18 protein-coding genes are annotated in these 20799 nt (G+C 60.4%); 5 read left to right on the top strand and 13 right to left on the bottom strand.

The window, feature by feature from the left end:
* Nucleotides 1–244: 244 nt before the first annotated feature.
* The 3 genes from JZI28_RS14895 (at nt 245) to JZI28_RS14885 (ending at nt 2244) form a co-directional block, all read left to right on the top strand.
* Nucleotides 245–739 (top strand): class I SAM-dependent methyltransferase, encoded by a 495-nt coding sequence (locus JZI28_RS14895; RefSeq protein WP_375698117.1) that lies wholly within the window; start codon nt 245–247, stop codon nt 737–739.
* A gap of 100 nt (nt 740–839) precedes the next feature.
* Nucleotides 840–1469 (top strand): glutathione S-transferase family protein, encoded by a 630-nt coding sequence (locus JZI28_RS14890; RefSeq protein ID WP_375698116.1) that lies wholly within the window; start codon nt 840–842, stop codon nt 1467–1469.
* A 109-nt stretch (nt 1470–1578) separates the two neighbouring features.
* Nucleotides 1579–2244, top strand: coding sequence for a TetR/AcrR family transcriptional regulator (locus JZI28_RS14885; protein WP_295452141.1), 666 nt, complete (start codon nt 1579–1581; stop codon nt 2242–2244).
* 47 nt (nt 2245–2291) lie between these two features.
* Here the strand turns inward: JZI28_RS14885 and JZI28_RS14880 are convergent, their stop codons facing one another.
* Entirely contained in the window at nt 2292–5714 is a 3423-nt protein-coding gene (locus JZI28_RS14880) for an indolepyruvate ferredoxin oxidoreductase family protein (protein WP_375698115.1), read from the bottom strand.
* Between the two features lie 155 nt (nt 5715–5869).
* Here JZI28_RS14880 and JZI28_RS14875 point away from each other — a divergent pair, with 155 nt between their 5' ends.
* Nucleotides 5870–6337, top strand: a complete 468-nt coding sequence (locus JZI28_RS14875; protein WP_295452148.1) for an Lrp/AsnC family transcriptional regulator — start codon at nt 5870–5872, stop codon at nt 6335–6337.
* 68 nt (nt 6338–6405) lie between these two features.
* Here JZI28_RS14875 and JZI28_RS14870 read toward each other — a convergent pair whose 3' ends face one another.
* A complete protein-coding gene (locus JZI28_RS14870; protein WP_297339798.1) occupies nt 6406–6801 on the bottom strand; it encodes a DUF3307 domain-containing protein in 396 nt (131 codons plus the stop codon).
* A 259-nt stretch (nt 6802–7060) separates the two neighbouring features.
* Between JZI28_RS14870 and JZI28_RS14865 the strand changes: the two genes are divergently transcribed.
* Complete coding sequence (locus JZI28_RS14865; RefSeq protein ID WP_375698114.1) at nt 7061–10006, top strand: ABC transporter transmembrane domain-containing protein; 2946 nt, start codon at nt 7061–7063, stop codon at nt 10004–10006.
* 222 nt (nt 10007–10228) lie between these two features.
* Here JZI28_RS14865 and JZI28_RS14860 read toward each other — a convergent pair whose 3' ends face one another.
* The 11 genes from JZI28_RS14860 to JZI28_RS14810 form a co-directional block, all read right to left on the bottom strand.
* Nucleotides 10229–10516 (bottom strand): metalloregulator ArsR/SmtB family transcription factor, encoded by a 288-nt coding sequence (locus JZI28_RS14860; protein WP_295452177.1) that lies wholly within the window; start codon nt 10514–10516, stop codon nt 10229–10231.
* Between the two features lie 177 nt (nt 10517–10693).
* Nucleotides 10694–11926 carry a mandelate racemase/muconate lactonizing enzyme family protein gene (locus tag JZI28_RS14855; protein WP_375698113.1) on the bottom strand — a complete coding sequence of 411 codons (1233 nt, stop codon included), beginning with the start codon at nt 11924–11926 and terminating at the stop codon, nt 10694–10696.
* A 4-nt stretch (nt 11927–11930) separates the two neighbouring features.
* Nucleotides 11931–12299, bottom strand: a complete 369-nt coding sequence (locus JZI28_RS14850) for a hypothetical protein (RefSeq protein ID WP_375698112.1) — start codon at nt 12297–12299, stop codon at nt 11931–11933.
* A gap of 14 nt (nt 12300–12313) precedes the next feature.
* Nucleotides 12314–13414 carry a Zn-dependent alcohol dehydrogenase gene (locus JZI28_RS14845; protein ID WP_375698111.1) on the bottom strand — a complete coding sequence of 367 codons (1101 nt, stop codon included), beginning with the start codon at nt 13412–13414 and terminating at the stop codon, nt 12314–12316.
* A 65-nt stretch (nt 13415–13479) separates the two neighbouring features.
* On the bottom strand, nt 13480–14694 hold the full coding sequence (locus JZI28_RS14840; RefSeq protein WP_375698110.1) for a TCR/Tet family MFS transporter: 1215 nt from the start codon (nt 14692–14694) through the stop codon (nt 13480–13482).
* A 76-nt stretch (nt 14695–14770) separates the two neighbouring features.
* Nucleotides 14771–16108 (bottom strand): adenylosuccinate lyase family protein, encoded by a 1338-nt coding sequence (locus JZI28_RS14835; protein WP_375698109.1) that lies wholly within the window; start codon nt 16106–16108, stop codon nt 14771–14773.
* Nucleotide 16109: 1 nt separating this feature from the next.
* Nucleotides 16110–16820: an alpha/beta fold hydrolase gene (locus JZI28_RS14830; RefSeq protein WP_375698108.1), complete on the bottom strand. Its 711-nt coding sequence runs from the start codon at nt 16818–16820 to the stop codon at nt 16110–16112.
* The gene (gene pcaD, locus JZI28_RS14825; protein ID WP_375698107.1) at nt 16813–17604 is read right to left on the bottom strand and encodes a 3-oxoadipate enol-lactonase; all 792 of its coding nucleotides are present in this window, start codon (nt 17602–17604) and stop codon (nt 16813–16815) included. The genes JZI28_RS14830 and pcaD overlap by 8 nt, the downstream gene beginning before the upstream one ends.
* A gap of 114 nt (nt 17605–17718) precedes the next feature.
* Nucleotides 17719–18948 carry an endonuclease/exonuclease/phosphatase family protein gene (locus JZI28_RS14820; RefSeq protein WP_375698106.1) on the bottom strand — a complete coding sequence of 410 codons (1230 nt, stop codon included), beginning with the start codon at nt 18946–18948 and terminating at the stop codon, nt 17719–17721.
* 36 nt (nt 18949–18984) lie between these two features.
* Nucleotides 18985–19962: a threonine/serine dehydratase gene (locus tag JZI28_RS14815; RefSeq protein ID WP_375698105.1), complete on the bottom strand. Its 978-nt coding sequence runs from the start codon at nt 19960–19962 to the stop codon at nt 18985–18987.
* A complete protein-coding gene (locus JZI28_RS14810; protein ID WP_375698104.1) occupies nt 19962–20795 on the bottom strand; it encodes an alpha/beta fold hydrolase in 834 nt (277 codons plus the stop codon). The genes JZI28_RS14815 and JZI28_RS14810 overlap by 1 nt, the downstream gene beginning before the upstream one ends.
* Nucleotides 20796–20799: the final 4 nt, after the last annotated feature.

Raw genomic sequence — 20799 nt, 5'->3', positions numbered from 1 at the left:
TTTTTTGCCCTCACCTTCGCGCGGGGGTGGTGGTCTAGTCAAACCCCATTTGCCCTGGTGGGGTTTTGCAGAAACAAAATTGATGAAACGGCACCTGTGCGCCACAATTTGCTCTGGCGGCCTGAGCATAGGCAGCAAGTGCTACACATTTGTTTCAGGATCTGACACAGCAGGGCGGGACTAAGGCGCGGTGGCGCTGTGCCCAAGCCATCCGACCTTGCAGGCATGCCAGAGGAGACCTGATATGAGCACCCGATTGGACCTTTTTATAGACCGCATGGTGTCGCAGCGCGCCTGTCTGGATTTTGGAATAGCCCAGACCGCTGATATGCAGGGGCCAGTGTTTGAGCTGGGGCTGGGCAATGGCCGCACCTATCACCACATGCAGCACAACATCAAAGGCCGCGATCTTTATGTGTTTGAACGTGCCGTGGCCTCGCATCCCGACAGCACCCCACCAGAAGAGCTGACCATCCTCGGTGATGTGCGTGAAACCCTGCCAGCAGCCTTGACCCGCTTTGGCGCTACTGCCAGCCTGATCCATGCGGACCTTGGTGGCCATAACCGGGCCAAGAATGACGCTTTTGCGCAGCTGATCTCGCCGCTGGTTGAACCTCTGCTGGCTGTCGGCGGGCTGATGGTCTCGTCTGACCGGATGTATTTTGAGGCGCTTACCGAAATGCCACTGCCGCCCGAAGCCGTTGAGGGGCGCTGCTTTATCTATCGCCGCGACAGCTAAGAGTGGGAATTGTGGCGGGACGTTGGGTTACTCTGGCCCTCGCCCGCCAGCGCCGCCTAGGTTGGGGCCTGACCAAACCGGTGACCAGGGAGGCCAACCGATGATTTTTTATGATTGTTCCACCGCACCCAATCCGCGACGGGCGCGGATGTTTTTGGCGGAAAAGGGCCTTGCGCCGGAAAGCCACGATATCTCGATTGCCAAGGGGGAGCAGCTGAAACCAGAATTTCGCGCGGTGAACCCACGGGCGACCATTCCGGTACTGGTGACGGATACGGGCTGCGTTTTGACGGAAAACCTCGGCATTGCGGCCTATCTGGAAGCCCACACGCCGGAGCCCGCCCTGATGGGGCGCACGGCGGATGAAAAGGGCCTGGTGCTGATGTGGAATTCCATTGTCGAGCAGCAGGGCGGCATGCCCATCGCCGAGGCGCTGCGCAATACCCATCCGGCCTTTAGTGATCGCGCTATTCCTGGCCCCGACAATTACGCCCAGCTGCCGGAACTGGCAGAGCGCGGCTTGGCGCGGACCCAGGCCTTTTTTACCCTGTTGGAAGAGCGTTTGCGTGAGAGCTCCTATCTGGCCGGTGAGGCGTTCACCTTGGCAGATATTTCAGCCTTTGTTTTTGTTGAGTTTGCCCGTGTGATCCAGCAGCGGATCCCGGAAGAGAACACCGCCAGCCTGGCCTGGTACAAGGCAATCAAGGCACGCCCCAGCGCGCAGCTCTGACGTCTTCGGGCAGGGGTGGGCATGACAGGTCTGGACAACATCCTGCGCCCGCCGCAGGATGGCACAGCCCAATGCTGGATGGCTCCACCCCAGAAAAAGATGAGTTTTCATGCCACCAAAGCCGCTTTTGCACCGTGACAATCCCAGCGCCGAACCGCTGGTTGGCAATGTCAAAGTCACCCGTGACGACTGGCTCAATGTGGCGATGGATGTGCTGATCAGCGATGGGGTCGAGCAGGTCAAGGTGCTGGCCCTGGCTGAGCGGATGAAGGTGTCACGCTCCTCCTTTTATTGGTATTTCAAGTCCCGGCAGGATCTGTTGGATGCCTTGCTGAAAACCTGGGAACAGACCAATACCGCCGCGATGTTGGCCCGTGCCGAGGCTCCGGCAGAGGCCATCACGGGCGCGGTTCTGAACGTGTTTCACTGCATTGCCAATCCGGCCTTGTTTAACACCGCGCTGGATTTTGCGGTGCGGGACTGGGCGCGGCGATCCGGCAAGGTCCGCAGTCTGTTGGATCGCTCGGATGCGCGCCGGGTTGAGGCCTTGACGCAGATGTTTCTGCGCTACGGCTATGCGAGCCTGGAGGCCATGACCCGCGCCAAGGTGCTGTATTACATGCAGCTGGGCTATGACATGGCCGAACCCAACGAGAGCTACGCCCATAGGTTGGAAATGACGCCGCAGTATCTGAAGGTCTTTACCGGGCGTGAGCCCAGTGCGATTGAACTGGATGAATTTTCTGAGTTCACCCGCAAGCACTGGGATTTGTAATCCGGTTTGACCTCAAAGAAATGGCCCCGGTTGGGGCCATTTCTTATTCATAGCTTTTCGAGCAGGCGGGTGGCGTTGGCGCGGTGCTTATGGGCAGCCTCCAGCCGCACCGGACCATAGCCACGGATCTCCATCGGGGCCTCTAGGATCTGCAGGCAGTCCTGGTGCTTATCGCCGCTGTAACTGGCCGCGACCCTGTCCAGGGCTGCCTCGTACCAGGCCAGCAGGCTGCGATGCAGGCGGGCTTCCTCGTGGTAGCCAAAGGGGTTGAGCCGACTGGCGCGCAGCACCCTGGCGCGGCTCAGCACCGACAGGGCAGGGCGCAGCCAGGGACCAAAGGTCTTTTTGAGCGGGCGACCGCGGGCGTCTTTTTTGCGGCTCAGCAGGGGCGGGGCCAGGTGGTAGTTGACGCTGTAGTCGCCTTCGAACTCCTGGGCGATCTGATCTTTGAAGCCGTCGCCGGTCATCAGGCGGGCGACCTCAAATTCATCCTTATAGGCCATCAGTTTGAACAATGACCGCGCGGCGGCCTCGGTGAGCTCCTCCTTGGCCTGCTCGGGCAGTTGGTTGCGAAAGCTGTCCAAAGTGCTGGTAAAGCGCTGGGCATAGGCGGCATCCTGATACCCCGTCAGGAAAACCGAGCGGCGCTCGATGATCTGGTCCAGCGTTTCGGCGCTCTCTGGGGCTTCGGCATAGAATTGCGCCACCAGCTGGGGATCCGTGGCCATGGCGCGGCCAATGGTAAAGGCAAGGCGGTTTTTGTCGATGGCCACGCCGTTCAGTTCGATCGCCTGATCCAGTGCCGTGCCGCTGACTGGCACCAGCCCCTTTTGCCAGGCAAAGCCCAGCATCATTACATTGGCCAGAACCGCATCGCCCAACAGGGTCTCGGCGGCCTCGTTGGCGTTAAAGCCGCTGAGGTTTTCAGGACCCACTGCCGCTGCAATTTGTTGTTCACGCACCCCTGCCATCAGATCGGCGTCACGGCGCAGCACCAGATCCCCTGTGGGCATCTCGGCGCGGTTCAGCACAATCCGGGTGCCCGCGCGATAATGGGCCGAGGCCTTGGGGGCAGAGCTGACCACCACATCACAGCCAATCACCGCATCTGCGGCGGCCTGATCAATGCGCACCTGGTTCAGGCTGTCTGGGCTGGCAGAGAGGCGGATATAGCTGAGCACAGTGCCGAACTTCTGCGCAAACCCGGTAAAGTCCAGCACGCTGGAGCCTTTGCCCTCCAGGTGCGCTGCCATGGTGATCAGCGCGCCGACCGTGACAACGCCGGTGCCGCCCACCCCGGTGACCAGCAGATCAAAGGGTGTCTCCAGCGCTGGCAACTCAGGCGCGGGCAGTTTTGCGGCCAGGGCATCGCGATCCAGTCCCGCAGGCAGTTTTTTGCGTCGGCTGCCGCCCTCAATGGTGACAAAGCTGGGGCAGAAACCGTTCAGGCAGGAGAAATCCTTGTTGCAGCTGGACAGGTTGATCTTACGCTTGCGGCCAAAGGCTGTTTCCTTGGGTTCAACGCTCAGGCAGTTGCTCTCAATCGAGCAATCGCCGCAGCCTTCGCAGACCAGATCATTGATAAAGGCGAACTTCTTGGGGTCTTCCATGGTGCCACGCTTGCGGCGGCGGCGTTTTTCGGTGGCGCAGGTCTGTTCGTAGATCAGGGTAGAAACCCCCTTGATCTCACGCAGCTCACGCTGGACCAGATCCATATCGGCGCGGTCATGGAAGGTGGTGCCGGCAGGAAAATCGCCGCGGTTGAATTTGTCGATATCATCAGAGACCAAGGCAATGCGCTGCACCCCTTCGGCGCGGCAGGTCTGGGCGATGCCGAGGACCGAGACCGGACCATCGACGGGCTGGCCGCCGGTCATGGCAACGGCGTCATTATAGAGAATCTTATAGGTGATATTGGTGCGCGCCGCGACCGCCTGTCGAATGGCAAGCGAGCCGGAGTGATACCAGGTGCCCTCGCCAAGGTTCTGGAAGATATGCTTGCCACCATTGTACTGCGAGGCCGCCGTCCAGGTGACGCCTTCGCCGCCCATCTGTGCATAGCCAGAGGTTTCGCGGTCCATCCAGCTGGCCATCACATGGCAGCCGATGCCGGATTTGGCCTCGCTGCCGGTCGGCAGTTTGGTTGAGGTGTTATGCGGACAGCCGGAGCAGAAATAGGGGGTGCGGTTGGCCCCGGGCACATTGATCAGCTTGGGTGGCTCGGCCAGCAGTGCAGCAGCCTTTGCGGGCAGGCCCTCATTTGGGAAAAAGCTGTCCAGACGTGCGGCAACGATAGGGGCCAGCATCAAGGGGCTCAGCTCGCCGGTCCAGGGGATCAGCGGCTCGCCTGCGCTGTCGTATTTGCCAACCATTTTGTTGGGTTTGTCACCGGGCCAGTCGTAGAAATACTCTTTGAATTGGCTCTCGATGATGCCGCGCTTTTCTTCGACCACCAGCACTTCGTCTTTGCCACGCATGAACCGCAGAGCTTCGGGGCGGGCGAGAGGCCAGACCATGCCAACCTTGTAGATGTCGATGCCGAGACGGCGACAGGCGGCTTCGTCCAGGCCAAGCAGGCGCAGGGCCTCCATCAGGTCCAGGTGCCCCTTGCCGGTGGTGACAAAGCCAAACTTGGCCGTTTCAACATCATAGATACGGCGGTCAATTGGGTTTGCCTCGGCAAAGGCGCGCACCGCCTTGATCTTGGCGCGGATGCGGGTCTCGATCTCGGGCGAGGGCAGGTCGGCGCGACGAATATGCAGCCCACCAGGGTAGTCTGGCAGCTCAGGGTAGGTAAAGCTGCGGTCCTGTTGCAGTTCAACCGAGCGGGCGCTTTCAACGGTTTCGGACACCGCCTTAAAGCCAACCCAGGTGCCAGAGTAGCGCGACAGGGCAAAGCCATACTCGCCGTAGGTGAGAAACTCGGAAACATCGGCCGGGTTCAGCACCGGCATGAACCAGGACATGAAGGCGACGTCGGATTGATGCGGCATGGAGGAGCTGACGCAGCCATGGTCATCACCTGCCACCACCAGCACACCGCCCTTAGTGGAGGAGCCATAGGCATTGCCATGTTTCAGCGCATCCCCCGAGCGATCAACGCCGGGGCCTTTGCCATACCACATGGAAAACACGCCCTCGACCTCGCAATGGGGATCCAAAATGGCCTGCTGCGCCCCCAGAACCGCCGTGGCACCAAGATCTTCGTTGACGGCAGGCATAAAGGTGACGCGGTTGTCTTCCATCCGCTGGCGCGAGCGCCAGAATTCCAGATCCACTGCACCCAGCGGCGATCCGCGATAGCCAGAGACAAACCCGGCGGTGTTCAGCCCGGCGCTGCGGTCTCGCCGCGCCTGATCCAGCATCACCCGCGCCAGAGCCTGGGTGCCGGTGAGGAACACTCGGCCTTTGGTCTGGTCGTAGCGGTCATCTAGTTTGTAGCTGCGGAAATCATGGCTCAGCTCGGTCATTCTGGTGATCCTTGCGGGTGGTATGGCTGGGAAATGTGCTCTTTGAGGCAGAATAATCCGTCTGAGGTGAATAGATCTGTCTGAATTGCTGGTTTTTACCGGTGATTTGGATATATTGACCGAAATTTTGGCAATAAACGGATAGATTGTCACTCATGCAGCTTATCGACGACCGTGACAGGCATATTTTGCGGCTCTTGCAGGAGGATTCCCGCATTTCCAATGCTGAGCTTTCTGAAAAGGTGGGCATGTCGGCTTCGGCTCTGTGGCGCAGGGTGCGCGCGCTAGAGGACACAGGCGTGATTGAGCGCTATGGCGCGGTGGTGAATGCCAGTGCTATGGGGCTGGATTTTCAGGCAATTGTGCATGTGCAGCTGACCCGCCATGACCCGGAAAAGTTGGCGGAGTTCATTCGTGCGGTCGAACAGAGCCCCTTGGTACAGGAATGCTATGCCACTACGGGCCAATCGGATTATCAAATGCGCGTCCTGGCGCCTGATTTGGAATCCTACAACCGGTTTCTTGAGGAGTTCCTGTTTCGCCTGCCTGCAGTTGCCAGCGCGCAGACCAATTTGGTTTTGCGCACCATCAAACGGGATCGCTCGGTGGTTTCACAGGGGTAGATGGGCAGAACAAGGGGCCTGGAAGGGGTCAGCTGGCAGGCGTCACAGGGCTGGCGTCACTGGCTGGCTCACTGGCAGGCGACGCATTTCACCCAGGCGGCAGTCATGGCGAGATAGGTCAGCTGGTGCAGGCATTGATCCGTGCCCATGGCGCGCCAAAAAGACGCCTGCTGGGGGTTGAGTTCTTTCTTTTCGGAATAATGCGCCTTGCCGTAATCGATGTGAAAATGCACCACCCATTCCGCAACGCAGATCAGCAGGGTAAAGCCAACAGGTGCGCCCATCAGGACAAACACAACCACCGAAAACAGCGCATGAACCCCGGCGTGTTGCGCGCGTCCTGCATGCAGGTATTCGTCCCGGCCGGATAGCATTTTGGGTGTCTGCAAAAAGAAGTCGGCAAACAGATGTTTGATCTGCAACAGGCAGAGCAAAATCAATACGGATCCGACAAGTCCTGGCAAGACATTCCCCTGTACAAAATTCTCTGGAACCATACGGATTTTTTACCAGCTGGCAAATACTGTGTAGCAGGGATGCCGTAACGGGACAGTGACCTTCATCACAGGCGCAACATTTGCTCTGCCCATTGCCTGTCAGGTGCAAACCGCGCTAGGCATGAAGAACTGTTTTTGCTGCAGCCAAAGTTGGAGCTCTCCCATAGAACCGTCTCTCTTCCGTTTTATCTGGAAATATTCCAAACGCGACCAAGTTATCCTGCTGATGGTCACCGGCTGTTTGTTTCCGCTTTTGTATCTCACACTAGAACTGCCCAAACGGATCATCAATGATGCCATTGGCGCGCAAACTGACCGTATTGACCTGCTTGGCTACTCGATTGAAAAACTCGATTACTTGTGGATTCTCTGTGCCGGTTTCCTGATAGCCGTGCTGCTGCACGGATTGCTGAAAATGCGCATCAATACCATGAAGGGTGTACTGGCTGAACGCATGCTGCGACGGTTTCGCTACAGGCTGATCGCGCGGGTTCTGCGCTTTCCTCAGCCCTATTTTGAGCGGGTAAGCCAGGGTGAACTGGTGTCGATGATTACCTCCGAGAGCGAGCCGATGGGGGGCTTGATGGGGGATGCGGTCAGCCAACCTGTGTTGCAGGCCGGACAGATGCTGACAATTCTGTTTTTCCTTTTCACCCAAAGCCCCTGGTTCGGGTTGGCGGCAGTGGCGCTAATCCCGCTGCAGGGCTGGCTGATCCCGATGTTGCAACGCCAGATCAACCTGCTGAACAAGACCCGGATCCATCAGGTACGGGCGCTGGCCTCTGAGATCGGTGAAAGTGCCGCTGGCGCTGCGACGCTGCGGATCAATGGGGGCTGGCGCTACCGGATGGCGGTGATCACCGATCGGCTGGGCCGACTCTATGACATTCGGTTCCAGATCTATCAGAAAAAATTCTTCATGAAGTTCCTCAACAACTTCATCACCAATCTGACCCCATTCTTCTTTTACTCTGTGGGCGGCTATCTGGTGCTGCAGGGGGAGGTCTCCCTTGGGGCGCTGGTGGCAGCTCTGGCGGCCTACAAAGACCTTGCCTCCCCCTGGAAAGAGCTGTTGGCCTATTACAACCAGACCCAGGATATGGCCCTGCGCTGGGATGTGATTCTGGAGCGGTTTGCCCCGTCGGGTATGGTGCGCGAAGAGTTGATGTCCGGCGAACCGGATGAATTTGTCCGGCTCAATAGCGATGTTACGCTCAATTCGGTCAATGTGCGGGATGCAGATGGGAATCTGGTACTGGAAGACCTGAATGCAACCCTACCGGCGGGGCGGGTCATTGGCATTGCGGCCCCCTCAGAAGAGGATCGACGGGCCATGGCCGCGTTGTTGACCCGTGAAGTGTTGCCGTCTGCCGGACAGGTGACCGTCGCAGGCCAGGATATGCGGGATCTGCATCAGGCGGTACTGGCGCTGCGCGTCGGCCACGTGACGTCCCGCCCGGTGCTGTTTCAGGGCTCCTTTGGCGATAACGTGATGATGCCAATGCGCCAACGCCCCAAGGGCAGCGCCCATGATACCGGGCGCTTTCGGGCCGCGCAGCTGGCAGGCAATAGCGCAGATGCCTTTGATGCTCCCTGGCTGGATCCGGAACTGGCGGGTTTTGCAACCGAGCATGATCTGCGCGACTGGTGGGTTCAGCTTCTGGCCGGCATCGGTACCGACAGCGCCCTATTTCGGCGTGGGATGGAACAGAAATTTGATGCCATGCAACACCCGCGCTTGGCGCAGTCTCTGGTTGATCTGCGGCCCAAGGTGCGTGCAGTCATCGTAAAGTCGGAACTGGGCGCGCAGGTACATGGCCTGGCCCCGGATGCCTATAACCCCGCCTTGCCAGTGGTTGAAAACCTGCTCTACGCGACGCTGAGCGAGCCTATCTCCGAGGAAATGCTGAGCCAGCACGTCGATTTCCTCGACCGACTGCGAGAGCTGCAGCTGGTCGATGATCTGGTAGCCCTGACACAGGACGTCGTGGACATCCTGCGGCAGATTTTTGGCATGGATGGCACGGATCACCCCCTATTTCGCAAGCTGGGACTTGATCCCAAGGCCTATGAACGGGCCTCTGCCCTGGTTGACAAGACCCGCAGCAAGGGCACCGAGGCGCTGGAACAGGACGAGCTGGCGCAATTGATGATCGTGCCCTTCAGCATTTCGGCTGAACAGATCGGCCCGGCTTTCACGGATGAAATGAAGGCCCGGATCCTCGCCTTTCGCAAAAGCCACGCGGATGAACTGTTGGGGACCTTGTCTGATGTTTTTGTGCGCCTGGACGAGGCGAGCTTTGCCCCGGGCCTGACGGTTCTGGAAAACGCTCTCTTTGGCAAGATTTCCGACAGCTCCGGCGCGCGTGGGGATGAGTTGCGGCGGTTGGTGTCGCAGGTTCTGGTCGAAAACGGCGCCCGTGACATGGTGGTAGAGCTGATCTTTGATTTGCCCATTGCACTGGGCGGCCAGGGGCTGCCTTCCAGCTATGCGGAACCCCTGGCCTTTGCCAGGGCCACGATCAAGCGACCGGATATCCTGCTGTTGGATTCGGCTTTCTCCAGCTATGATCTGGACACCCGGATTGCGGTGCATAAGAACCTGCGCCGCCTGTTGCCCGATACCACGCTTGTTTATCTCGAGTCGGCGTTTGATCGCGTGGATGTGTTTGACGCCTTCTATGAATTGCGCCAGGGCAGGCTGGTCAGTGATGACCCGGACCATCATGTGGTCGAAGACAGTGCCGCCAGCCAGGATCTGGCGCGCAAGCTCCGGGCATTGGAGGAGACAGAGCTGTTTTCGGGCCTGAACCGGCGGCAACTGCGGTTGTTGGCCTTTGGCGCGCGCTGGTATTCAGCCCAGGCCGGGGATGCGGTTTTCCTGAAGAACGATGTCGCCAGTGATGGTGTCTACATGATTACCGAGGGCCAGGCCGGCCTGTTCCTGCCACAAGAGGGGCAAGAGGATCATAAGGTCACTTCGGTTGGGCCGGGTAAGTTGGTGGGGGAATTGGGTCTCATCCGCAAAGAACCCCGGGCACTGAGCATGATTGCGGAAACCGAACTCACCTGTTTGCGGATCGGTGAAGAAGAATTCCTGGCCGTGGTCGAAAACGATGCCAATACGGCCTTCAAACTGCTGCAGGTGGTCTCCGGCTACGTTGGAAACTGATTTCTGGTCCCTCCCATGTCCCTGGCACCTTAACGGGCTGGTGTAGGCCGAAGACAGGGGGAAGACAGGGGGAGGGTGGATCGGGCCAAGAAGGACAGGTGCATGACTGGACGAAACCTGTTTCTGCAGACGCATACAGGCAGGGAAACGCCTCCAGAAAAACGCTCCCAGAAAAAAAGTCGGCTGAAAAAAGCCTGGCAATAGCTGGCAGCTGGTGCGGTTTTAGCTGTCGGGGCTGCAGAACTGGCGGTAAAGCAGGGCAATGAGCTCTTGCGTGTTTTGGTCCTTGAGCGAGTAGAAAATGGTTTTCCCCTCGCGCCGCGTTTGCACCAGCCCCTCATCACGCAGCCGCGCCAACATCTGGCTGACAGCGGCCTGGCGCATATCCAGCAGGGACTCCAGGGTGCCTACGGATTTTTCGCCGGCACCAAGATGACATAGAATCATCAGCCGTCCCTCATGGGCCAGCGTCTTGAGAAAGCCTGCCGCCTCGGCAGCGCGTTCTGCCATGTTGATGGGCGCTTCCGGGTGTAATTCTGTTTCGACCGTCTCTGCTGAGGTGGCTGCGTCAAGGAGAGGCTCTGGGGTCTGAAGGGTCACGTATCCAACATCCTGCACTGGTTGATGGGCGCATAATGCCCCACATCCCATAGCAAAGTCACCCCCTGCAATGACGTCTGTCGTGGGCTAGGTCTCTAGTGGCGGAGCGCCGCCGGCAAAACTGTTGCCATTTTGATAGTCGCAGGGCTCTTCGCGCATGTTGAGATGCAGATCAGTGCCGGTAAAGGGGTGCGCGCGAGCGAGAGCCTCATCAACTTGAATTCCAAGTCCTGGGGCATCAGGTACGGTGATGAAGCCGTCCTCCACCCGGATGCTGCCTTGGATCAGCGCGTCGTGAAATGGCGTTTCGATGCATTCAGCCATCAGGATGTTTGGGATCGAGGCGGCCAGTTGGATATTGGCGGCCCATTCCAGCGGCCCGGCATAGAGGTGCGGCGCCATCTGCGCATTAAACACCTCGGCCAGGGCCGCCACCTTTTTCATCTCCCAGATGCCGCCAGCCCGGCCCAGGGCAGGCTGCAGGATTTCGGCAGCCCCCGCGCGTAAGACGGCAGCAAATTCGGATTTGGTAGTCAATCGCTCCCCGGTGGCAACAGGAATTCGCACCGAGCGGGCGACGCGGGCCATGTCGTCGATCGTGTCCGGCGGGGTGGGCTCCTCGAACCAGAGTGGTGAATAGGGTTCCAGCGCCTGGCCTAGGCGGATAGCCCCACCGGTGCTGAATTGCCCATGGGTGCCAAACAGCAGATCCGCCTTGTCGCCCACCGCGCCGCGGATGGCCTTGCAGAAGGCGACGGACAGCGAGATATCCTGCATGGCGGGCATATGACCGCCGCGCATGGTATAGGGGCCTGCCGGGTCGAACTTGATGGCTGTATAGCCCTGGCGCACCATTTCGGCTGCGGATTCAGCGGCCAGCTCCGGCGAGGCCCAAAATTCAGCGATGTCGTGATGCGCCAGAGGATAGAGATAGGTATAGGCACGGATACGATCATTCATGCGCCCACCGATGAGCGCATGCACCGGCCGGTCACGGTCTTTGCCTAGGATATCCCAACAGGCAATCTCGAGCCCTGAAAAGGCCCCCATCACCGTCAGATCCGGGCGCTGAGTAAAGCCCGAAGAATAGACACGGCGGAACATCAGCTCGATGTTTTCCGGGTTCTCCCCGGCCATGTGGCGCTGAAACACATCTTCGATCACCGGTTTCATGGCCTCGGGGCCAATGGTGGAGGCATAGCATTCACCCCAGCCAGTTATGCCGGTATCAGTGGTCACTTTGACTAGAATCCAATACCGTCCGCCCCAGCCAGGTGCAGGTGGGGCGGTGACGATGATCTCAAGATCTTGTAGTTTCATGCCGCTATTTCCCCTCCCAGAGATCGAGCTGTTTCATTTCGTTTTCAATTTCCGCAATGACCTGCGCAGAGCTGAAGAAATAGATGTCGGGCGCGGCAAGATCATCCATGAAGATTTCGATCTCAAGCTGCATGGGGTTGCCGTCAAAATCCCCGTCAATGCGCCAACGGCGGCTGTTGTCCACCGCTATCTCAGGCAGCGCACCTGTGATGGCCGTGTCAAAATCCGCTGGCAGAGTAAAGCGCGGGTTTTCCGCCAGCCTGATCAAAAAGGGGCCGACCTCAGCCGCGTCGAAATTCATCGAGGCCTCAGAGGTGATCGGGGCTGCCACAGGCGGTTTGGGTTTGAACAGGTCGAGCAGAAAATTCAGCACCAGGGCGCTCCGTTTTAGTTGGTTTTGTTAAACAGAATCACATTCCGCTTGGCGCTTCCGGTCTTGGTATCGGCGATGGCCTCGTTGATTTGCTCCAGGCTCCAGCGCCCGGAAATCAGCTCGTCCAGTTTCAGGCGGCCCTGCTCGTAGAGGTCTACCATCCAGGGAATGTCGCGCTGAATAACCACGTCGCCCATTTTTGACCCTATAATGCCGTGCCCAACGGCGGCCATGATCACAGGCTCATAGGTCGCCTCTTGGCCGGAATGCGGCATGCCAATCACCACCACCTTACCACCAGAGCCCAGATAGCGCAGGGACTGTTCGTAGGCGGGAATGGCGCCAACCGTGACCAGCACCACGTCGGCACCTTTGCCACCCAGCGCCTTGAAAACCGCCTTCCAGGGGGCTTTCAGGCTGCCAAGCACACCGTCCGTGGCGCCGAATTCCTTGGCGATTTCCAGTTTTTCTTCGGTCATGTCGACTGCAACAATGCGGCGGGCTCCTGCAATGCGCGCGCCCTGGATGGCGTTCAGTCCGACACCGCCAGCGCCAATGACAACCACATCCTGCCCGGCGCGCAGCCCGGCGGCGTTCACTGCGGCGCCAATGCCTGTGATCACCCCGCAAGAAATCAGCGCGGCAGCTTCTTTGCTGAGGCTCTTGGGGATTTTGACGATCTGGCGCTGGTCCACGACCACCTTTTCAGCAAAGGCACCACAGGCCATGGCCTGCATCAACGGGGCGCCCTCTGCAGTTTTCAGAGGCCCATCGTTGAGGGCATCATAGGGGGTTTCGCAGAGGGTGGGTTTGCCGCCCGCGCAGCAGGGGCAGGTGCCACAAGAGCGGATCAGGGTGACAACGACGCTGTCGCCTTCGGCAAACCCGCTGACGCCATCGCCCAGTCCGGTGATGATACCGGCGGCCTCATGGCCAAAGACGGCGGGCAGATGACCGCCCCAGGCGCCTTCGGCAAAGGATATGTCGCTATGGCAGATGGCGACGGCCTCCAGGGTAACCTCGACCTCGCCCATACGTGGCGCGGCCAATTGAATGTCTTCGATCACCAAGGGGTCCCCATGGCTATGGCAGACGGCTGCTTTGATGGTTTGCATGGTGTTCTCCCTGCTGTTTGAACCCAAGGTGGCCCGCTGGCCGAGTGGTCGCAAGGTGGAAACCGTCAGCTTGTGCCGTTTTCCGCCACGACAGGCCGGCTGCGTAGGAAAACCAAGGCGCCAATGGCCATCAAGACAAGAGCCAGCAGGAAGGGGGCGCCGGGCAGATAGTAACTGGTCTCGCTGTTTGAGAAGAGCGCAAAAGTCGAAGCCATCATCATCGGGGAGACAATCATCGACAGCGCGTGAACCGCTGTCATAACCCCCTGCAGTTCGCCCTGCTGATTGTCCGCAACCACCCGGGACATCATCCCCTGCAGAGCAGGTTGCACCACGGCCCCCAAAGCCGCGATTGGGATCAGCATCAGGGCCAGCGTGCCGCTGCCGATCACCGCAAGCACTCCAAAGGCGATAAAGTCAAAGACCTGCCCCCACAGGACTGTGCGGCGCTCCCCAAACCAGCGCACCATATAGCGCAGCAATCCCCCCTGAACCAAGGCCATGCAGATGCCATAGATTGCCAGTGAAATCCCAATCATCCGGGGCTGCCAGGCAAATTGTTCGGCGGCAAAATAGGACCAGATTGCCGGGTAGACATAGATCGCCACGGAGTAGAGGAAATACACCCAAAGCAAACCGGTGATGCCGGGGATGCGGGCCAGGGCGCGAAAGGCGCCCAGTGGGTTGGCACGCCGCCAGTCAAAGGCGCGGCGGCTCGCATCGGTGACGGTTTCGCGCATGACAAACCAGCCCAGGGCAAAATTCAGCCCAGCCAGGGCGGCGGCGGCATAAAACGGCGCCCGGGTTCCCAGCTCTCCCAGCAGCCCGCCAATCAGTGGCCCCATCACAAAGCCGGCTCCAAAGGCGGCACCAAGCAGGCCAAAATTGGCGGCTTTTTCTGTGGGCTTGGAGATATCGGAGATATAGGCTCCTGCAGTGGCATGGGTTGCAGCAGTGATGCCGCCAATGATGCGCCCCACCAGCAGCAGCCACAGCGATCCAGCCAGGGCCATCACCAGATAATCCAGCGCCATGACAAAGAGTGAGACAAGCAGCACGGGTCGTCGCCCCAATGCATCCGACAGAGAGCCAAGCACCGGGCTGAACAGGAATTGCATCACCGCAAAAACCGTACTCAGGATGCTGCCCCAGATTGCCGCCTCGGCCAGGCTGCCGCCCTGAACCTCCAGCAGCAGATTGGGCATGATTGGCATGATCAGCCCGACACCCATGGCGTCGATCATCACAGTGGTCAGGACAAAGAACAAAGGCAGGCGCATCAGGGGGGCCTTTACTGGCGGGGAGATCAGGCGATGGCGTCTGGAGTACCTGTCGGCGCCAGCGCCTGATCTTGGTTTAGCTGGCCGCCAGTTCCGCGACTTTTTTGCTGAAACGCAAGGCTTCCGTCGGGGCGGCGCCGAGCTGCGCGACCGGATCAAACAGCGTCTTCACGTCGAGCTGGGGAAAGTCGCGCGCCACCAGCCTACGCAGCGCCGTGTCACTGGCACCGGCTTCGCGACACAGGGTTTTGACCACAGCCTGTGCCTCTGGGCGCGGCATTTCGGCGGCCAGGGCAAAGCTCAGCGTCTCGGCATGGATCATGTCCAGGCCCGCGCCCAGGGCTGTGTTCATTGCCGCTGCATTGGGCGTTATCCCGGCGCAGAGATCGCGGGCGGTGCGGGCGGCGCTGGCGGCACCCAAAACGATCTGCGGCAGGCACAGCCACTCGCTGAACCAGGCGGCCCCATCGCGTTGATGCTGATGCAGGGCGCTGCCATGCAGGATCGACAGCAACCCGGTGCCTTGGCGCGCCAGGGAGACCAGGGCAGAGGGGGCGACCGGATTTTGTTTCTGCGGCATGGTGGAGGAGGCCCCGGCCCCGCCCAGCGAGATTTCACCGATGCCGGTTTGCACCAGGGCGATACAGTCTTCGCCCAGTTTTCCCAGCGCCAGATTGACCCGCACCATCCAGTCCATCAGCCGCAAAACGGATGTCCGATCCGTGTGCCAACTGGCCTCAGGAACAGTGAGCCCCAGCGCCTTGGCCATCTCGGCGCGGACTTCGCCGGCTTTTGGCCCCAAGGCGCCGGAAGTCCCAGCCGCGCCAGAGAGCGAGATCAGCAAGCAATCGCGGCGCAGCTCTGCCAGCTCGCCAACCAGCGCCAGCAGCGGTGCGCCCCAGGTGGCGACAACCGCGCCAAAACTGGTGGGGGTGGCATGTTGGCCATAGGTGCGCGCGGCCATTGGCAGGCTGGCATGGGTCTGGGCCAGCTTGGCCAGTGCGTCCAGCACCAGTTTCAGATCATCCTCGATCAGCGCCAGCGCCTGGCGCAGCCGCAGCATCAGGGCACTGTCCATGATGTCCTGCGAGGTGGCGCCCCAATGCACATATTGCGCGTGCTCTGGCGCGTTCATTTCGGCGCGAAAGGCTGCGATCAGGCCTGGCACGGGCACGCCGTTTTGCCCTGTGGGCTTGCGCAGGGTACCGGGATCCAGGGCCACCTCCATGACGGCGCGGCCAATGGCGGCGGCGCTGTCCTGCGGGATCACCCCGGCTGCGCCCTGGGCGCGGGCCAACGCGCCCTCGACCAACAACATGGCGCGGGCCTCTGCCGTATCGGTAAACAGGCGTCCCACGTCGCCAGAGGTAAAGAGGTCGCCATAGATCTGGCTATCAAAGACGGATCCCGCCATTTCAGAAGTCCTTTGCGATTTGCCCGATGAGCGCTGCCAGACCCTGTGGGTCGGCAAAAAAGGGCGAATGAGAGCACTGCATCTCGTGTACTGTGTTGCGCGGCCAATCCGCCACCATCTGCGCCTGATACTCGGGCGGGATGGTCTGATCATTGGTGCAGCGAATATAGGCCTTGGGCGTATTCTGCGAGGCATCCGTCAGCTCTAGCGGCGTCTCCTGGGGCAGAATCGGCTGGGCGCAGAGCCGGGGCAGCGCATAGGTCACGGCCTCGGCGGGGCAGTCCTGGTAAAACAGGCGCGGGGCCTCAGCCAGATCAATTGTATAGCTGGCGCCATTTGGGTGTTTGATCGCGGCAGAGCCAATGGTCTGACGTGGTCCTGCCTTGCGCATGTCGATCAGCGACTGGCCCGAGACGGGCACATAGGCACAGAGATAGATCAAACCGCGCAGCGCCTTTGGTGCGATCTCAGCCGCAGCAGTGATTGGATACCCGGCCCAGGAATGACCCAGAACAATGGTCTCGGGCGAGGCCGCGGCGACGATGGCCTCGGCTGTTTCCTGCAGGGTCACGGTGGCAGGGTCGCGGCCATCGTCGTGGCCGGGCAGGGTGATGGCGCGGGCGGTGTGGCCCTGGGCCTCAAGGGCAGGGATGACGTCGCGCCAGCACCAGGCACCATGGCAGGATCCGTGGATCAGCAGGAAATCAGTCAATGTGTCCGGTCTCTTTCAGGAATTGGGTCAGGCGGTTGGCATATTCATCTGGTTGTTCAACACAGGGGATATGGCCCGCGCGGCGGATCAGGTGGAACTGGCTGCCGGGAATAAGATCGACGGTTTCGCGCACCAGATCCGGCGGTGTGGCGCCATCCTCGGCCCCGGCAAAGCCCAGACAGGGCAGGCGCAAGCCGCTGGTCGGAGTATAAAAATCAGTACCGGCAATGGCAGCGCAGCAGCCGGCATAGCCCGCCCGCGATTGTTGCACCAGCATGTTACGCCACAGCTGTAGCTCCGGCGTGGCGCGGAAGTCGCGGGCAAACCAGCGCTCCATCACATTGTCGGCCAGAGGTTCGATGCCCTGTTCAGTGACCGCTTTGACGCGGTCCTGCCACATCTCGGCGGTGCCGATCTTGGCGGCGGTGTTCGACAAGACCAGGGCGCGCACCATGTCCAGACGTTTGACCGCCAGCCCCTGGGCGATCATGCCGCCAATGGACAGCCCGACAAAGACACAGTCGCGGACCTGCATATGATCCAGCAGGCGCTCGGCATCGCGCACCAAGGACCCCATGGAATAGGGGGCAGGGGGACAAGACGACAGCCCATGGCCGCGTTTGTCATAGCGGATCACTTTCAGCCCGGCAGGCAGGCGTTCCACCACCGCGTCCCAGACCCGCAGATCGGTGCCAAGGGAATTGGCAAAAACAAGGGGGGCGCCGTCGGGGGCGCCATCAACGCGATAGTGAAGCTGGACATCACCGAGGTCTGCGATTTGCATGCGGTCTTCTCCGGTAGGGGTGGCGGCTATCTACCAAAGACGCGGGGGCGGGGTAAAGCCCGGCTTTGCTGCCCGTTTCCTGCTGCGGGCCAGGCCTGCGGCAGGACTGAACTGTTATCGCACAGTAGCGGGCTCGTCAGTGTCTGGCCCATCGCGCAGCTCCATATGCGCCATGATCTGACCATGGTCCGAGGCGAGTTTGTTATAGGGGGCCTCTGGGTGGCTGCCATCGGTCAGGTGATCGTTGAACACACTGAAATAGAGCATCTGGCCACTGGCGCCTGACCAGGTGGGATCAAAGTGGCGCGACATGTAAATCTGGTCGATGCTTTCATGCACGCCGCCAAAGGCCGTGGTATAGACCACATCCCTGAGCGAGCGTTTGAGAAAGACCTTTTCGGCCGAGCGCAGGCGCACCCTGTCCACCGCCTCTTGGATTTGCACGTTCTCCGATCGGCTGTAGCGGTCATTGGCGTGCTTGGCATCATGGCGCAGCATCCAGGAGTAATTGCGAAAAGGCACCTCCCCCGAGATGATTTCACTGCTGACCGCATGTTCGCCATCGTTGAAATCGCCCAGAACCATCACCGGGCGGTCCTGCTCCAACTCGTCCAGAATGGCCCGGCGCAGAACCCAGGCTTCGCCCATCCGACGCAGGGCCGCGCGCAGCGCCCCCAGGGCGCGGCCGGCCGGGTCATAGGCGGTCAAAACGGTTTCCGGAGCCTGTGCCGCGCCGGGCGGGGTGATGAATTCGCCCAGTTTGGATTTCAGATGGCAGTTGAAGACGGTGACAACCTGACCGTTGATTGGAATACGTGCCTTGAGGATCGGCCGCGACAGGCAGCGCAGGGTGTAATGGCCCGCCTCTTCCTCGCCGCCGAGATGAGACATGGGGATATCAAGCGGCGGGTCCAGCTCTTGGATCACCTCCGGGGTGCCAACAAAGCCAAAGCGCGACAGGATCGCCAAGCCGGGGCGGCGCTGGCCGGGCTTGCCGGTGTCATTGGCATTGGGGGCAAAGGCGAGGCCCGTATCGCCGTAGGGACCATAGGCCAATTTGCGAAAAATGGCCTTGCGATGATAGCGTTTTGAGCGATCTGGAACCGTGGCAGCATTGGCCTGAATACCGCGGGCATCAGCTTCGGAAATCACCTCGCGCAGGGGCTCTTCTTCAAAAATTTCCTGAAAGCCAACAATATCGGCATCCAGTGTCAGGATCTGATCGGCCATCCAATCCGACTTCCACGCGTATTCCTCGGGGGTGTAGCTTTGGAAGCGGTAGTATTCCTTGTCCTGACCAATCAGATTTTTGACGTTGAAAGAGGCGATGGTGAAACGGCTCATGGCGAACTCCGTCAGAGGGATAGCGGCCTTATCTGGTCAAGCATAGCGGCTAATCGCTTGGCGGAACAGCTCTGCATCGACATTGCCGCCAGTGGCCACGGCAATCACCGCCTCGCCTTTGATCTCATCCGGGTGGAACAAGGCAGCGGCCAGGGCGACGGCACCGCCGGGTTCGATGACGATCTTCAACCGCAAAAAGGCCATGGCCATGGCGCGCAGGGCTTCTTCTTCGGTGACCACAATACCGGGGCCACAGAGGCGCTGCAGGATTGGAAAGGTCAGCGCGCCGGGGGCGGGGGTGAGGATGGCATCGCAGATCGACCCCGAGATTTCAGCGTTGCTCTGGATGTCACCGCTGTGCAGCGACCGGGTGACGTCATCAAACCCCTGGGGCTCAACCGGGCGCACCTTTAGGCCCGGGGCTGTGGCCTCCAGCGCCAGCGCCACACCACTGGTGAGACCGCCGCCGCCGCAACAGACCAGCACATCGGCCTGGGTGATGCCTTCTTCCTCTGCCTGGGCGGCAATCTCCAGCCCCACACTGCCCTGTCCGGCGATCACTTCTGGCTCATCATAGGGTTTGATCAAGGTGAGGCCGCGCTCTTGGGCCAGGGCCTGACCAATGGCGCTGCGGTCCTCTCCGCCGACGCGGTCATACAGTACCACCTCTGCCCCCAGCGCGCGGGTATTTTCGATTTTCAGGCTGGGGGCATCGGCGGGCATCAAGATCACCGCTGCCACCCCGTGGGCCTTGGCGGCTGCGGCGACGCCCTGGGCGTGGTTGCCGCTGGAATAGGCCAGAACTCCGCGCGCACGCTCTGCTTGCGTGAGGGCGGAAATCGCCGCCCAACCGCCGCGAAACTTAAAAGATCCAGTATGTTGCAGGCACTCGGCCTTGACCAGAACCCGGCGTCCGGCAATGTCATCCAGAAACGGCGAGCCCAGCAAAGGTGTGACGCGGGCGTGGCCCTGCAGCCTTTGGGCGGCGGCTTGGATCATTTCAAAGGATGACATCAAATAGGCTCCAAAATGGACTGAATAAGAGAAAGGGATTGGGGTTCATCCAGGAACGGAACATGGCCGCGATTGGCCAGTTCCACAGCGTGAATTGCCGGTAGGCGGCGTTGCATTTCCAGGTAGGTTTCGTGGCTCAGGACATCCGAATTGGCGCCGCGAATAATGCCGCAGGGTAGCCCGTCCAGCGCCATGAAAAGCGGCCATAGATCCGGCACCGGGCCTGCCTCGGCCTGGGCCAGCAGCGCATCGCGCGGCCGGGCATCATAGCGCAGCTGCAAGCCTGTCTCGGTGGCATCGTAAAAGGTTTCCACCTCTTCGCGCCAACGCTGGGCGGGCACATCGCCAAAGCCGGGCGCCATCAGGGCGGCGAGGGTCTCGGCGGCCTGGGCGTGGGTCTTGGCGGCTGGGCGCCGCCCCACATACATCATAATTCGGGCAATCCCGTCCTCTGGAATGACCGGGCCAACGTCGATGAGGATCACTGCGGTAAGGCGGGATTTGGCAGTGGCGGCCAGCATCATCGCCACCATGCCGCCACGTGAGGTGCCAAGCACCGCTGCCTGTGGCAGTGATAAATGGTCCATTAGCTCCAGTACGTCCTGCGCTTCGCGTGGGACGTTATAGTTCTGAAAATCCGGGTCATAATCCGACTGGCCGCGCCCGCGTGCATCCAGTGTGATCAGTCGATACTGCCTGGCCAGGGGCGCGAAATAGCGAAAATCCCGGCTGTCGCGCGTCAGCCCAGCCAGGCAGATCAGCGGCGTGCCAGTCGCGGTGCCGCTTTCCTCATAAAACAGCGACAGGCCATCGCTTGTAGTGAAATAGCTCATGCAG

Origin of the sequence: Pseudophaeobacter sp. TrK17 (genome assembly GCF_042192375.1) — a bacterium.
GTDB lineage: Bacteria > Pseudomonadota > Alphaproteobacteria > Rhodobacterales > Rhodobacteraceae > Pseudophaeobacter.
Note: the sequence above shows the minus strand (reverse complement) of the source record. Positions and strands in the feature narration are given on the sequence as shown.

Excerpts from the sequence above, each read along its gene's own strand:
- JZI28_RS14895 (WP_375698117.1), top strand. The coding sequence starts at position 245 with ATGAGCACCCGATTGGACCTTTTTATAGACCGCATGGTGTCGCAGCGC.
- JZI28_RS14890 (WP_375698116.1), top strand. The coding sequence starts at position 840 with ATGATTTTTTATGATTGTTCCACCGCACCCAATCCGCGACGGGCGCGG.
- JZI28_RS14885 (WP_295452141.1), top strand. The coding sequence starts at position 1,579 with ATGCCACCAAAGCCGCTTTTGCACCGTGACAATCCCAGCGCCGAACCG.
- JZI28_RS14880 (WP_375698115.1), bottom strand. The coding sequence starts at position 5,714 with ATGACCGAGCTGAGCCATGATTTCCGCAGCTACAAACTAGATGACCGC.
- JZI28_RS14875 (WP_295452148.1), top strand. The coding sequence starts at position 5,870 with ATGCAGCTTATCGACGACCGTGACAGGCATATTTTGCGGCTCTTGCAG.
- JZI28_RS14865 (WP_375698114.1), top strand. The coding sequence starts at position 7,061 with ATGGTCACCGGCTGTTTGTTTCCGCTTTTGTATCTCACACTAGAACTG.
- JZI28_RS14860 (WP_295452177.1), bottom strand. The coding sequence starts at position 10,516 with ATGGCAGAACGCGCTGCCGAGGCGGCAGGCTTTCTCAAGACGCTGGCC.
- JZI28_RS14855 (WP_375698113.1), bottom strand. The coding sequence starts at position 11,926 with ATGAAACTACAAGATCTTGAGATCATCGTCACCGCCCCACCTGCACCT.
- JZI28_RS14845 (WP_375698111.1), bottom strand. The coding sequence starts at position 13,414 with ATGCAAACCATCAAAGCAGCCGTCTGCCATAGCCATGGGGACCCCTTG.
- JZI28_RS14840 (WP_375698110.1), bottom strand. The coding sequence starts at position 14,694 with ATGCGCCTGCCTTTGTTCTTTGTCCTGACCACTGTGATGATCGACGCC.
- JZI28_RS14835 (WP_375698109.1), bottom strand. The coding sequence starts at position 16,108 with ATGGCGGGATCCGTCTTTGATAGCCAGATCTATGGCGACCTCTTTACC.
- pcaD (WP_375698107.1), bottom strand. The coding sequence starts at position 17,604 with ATGCAAATCGCAGACCTCGGTGATGTCCAGCTTCACTATCGCGTTGAT.
- JZI28_RS14820 (WP_375698106.1), bottom strand. The coding sequence starts at position 18,948 with ATGAGCCGTTTCACCATCGCCTCTTTCAACGTCAAAAATCTGATTGGT.
- JZI28_RS14815 (WP_375698105.1), bottom strand. The coding sequence starts at position 19,962 with ATGTCATCCTTTGAAATGATCCAAGCCGCCGCCCAAAGGCTGCAGGGC.
- JZI28_RS14810 (WP_375698104.1), bottom strand. The coding sequence starts at position 20,795 with ATGAGCTATTTCACTACAAGCGATGGCCTGTCGCTGTTTTATGAGGAA.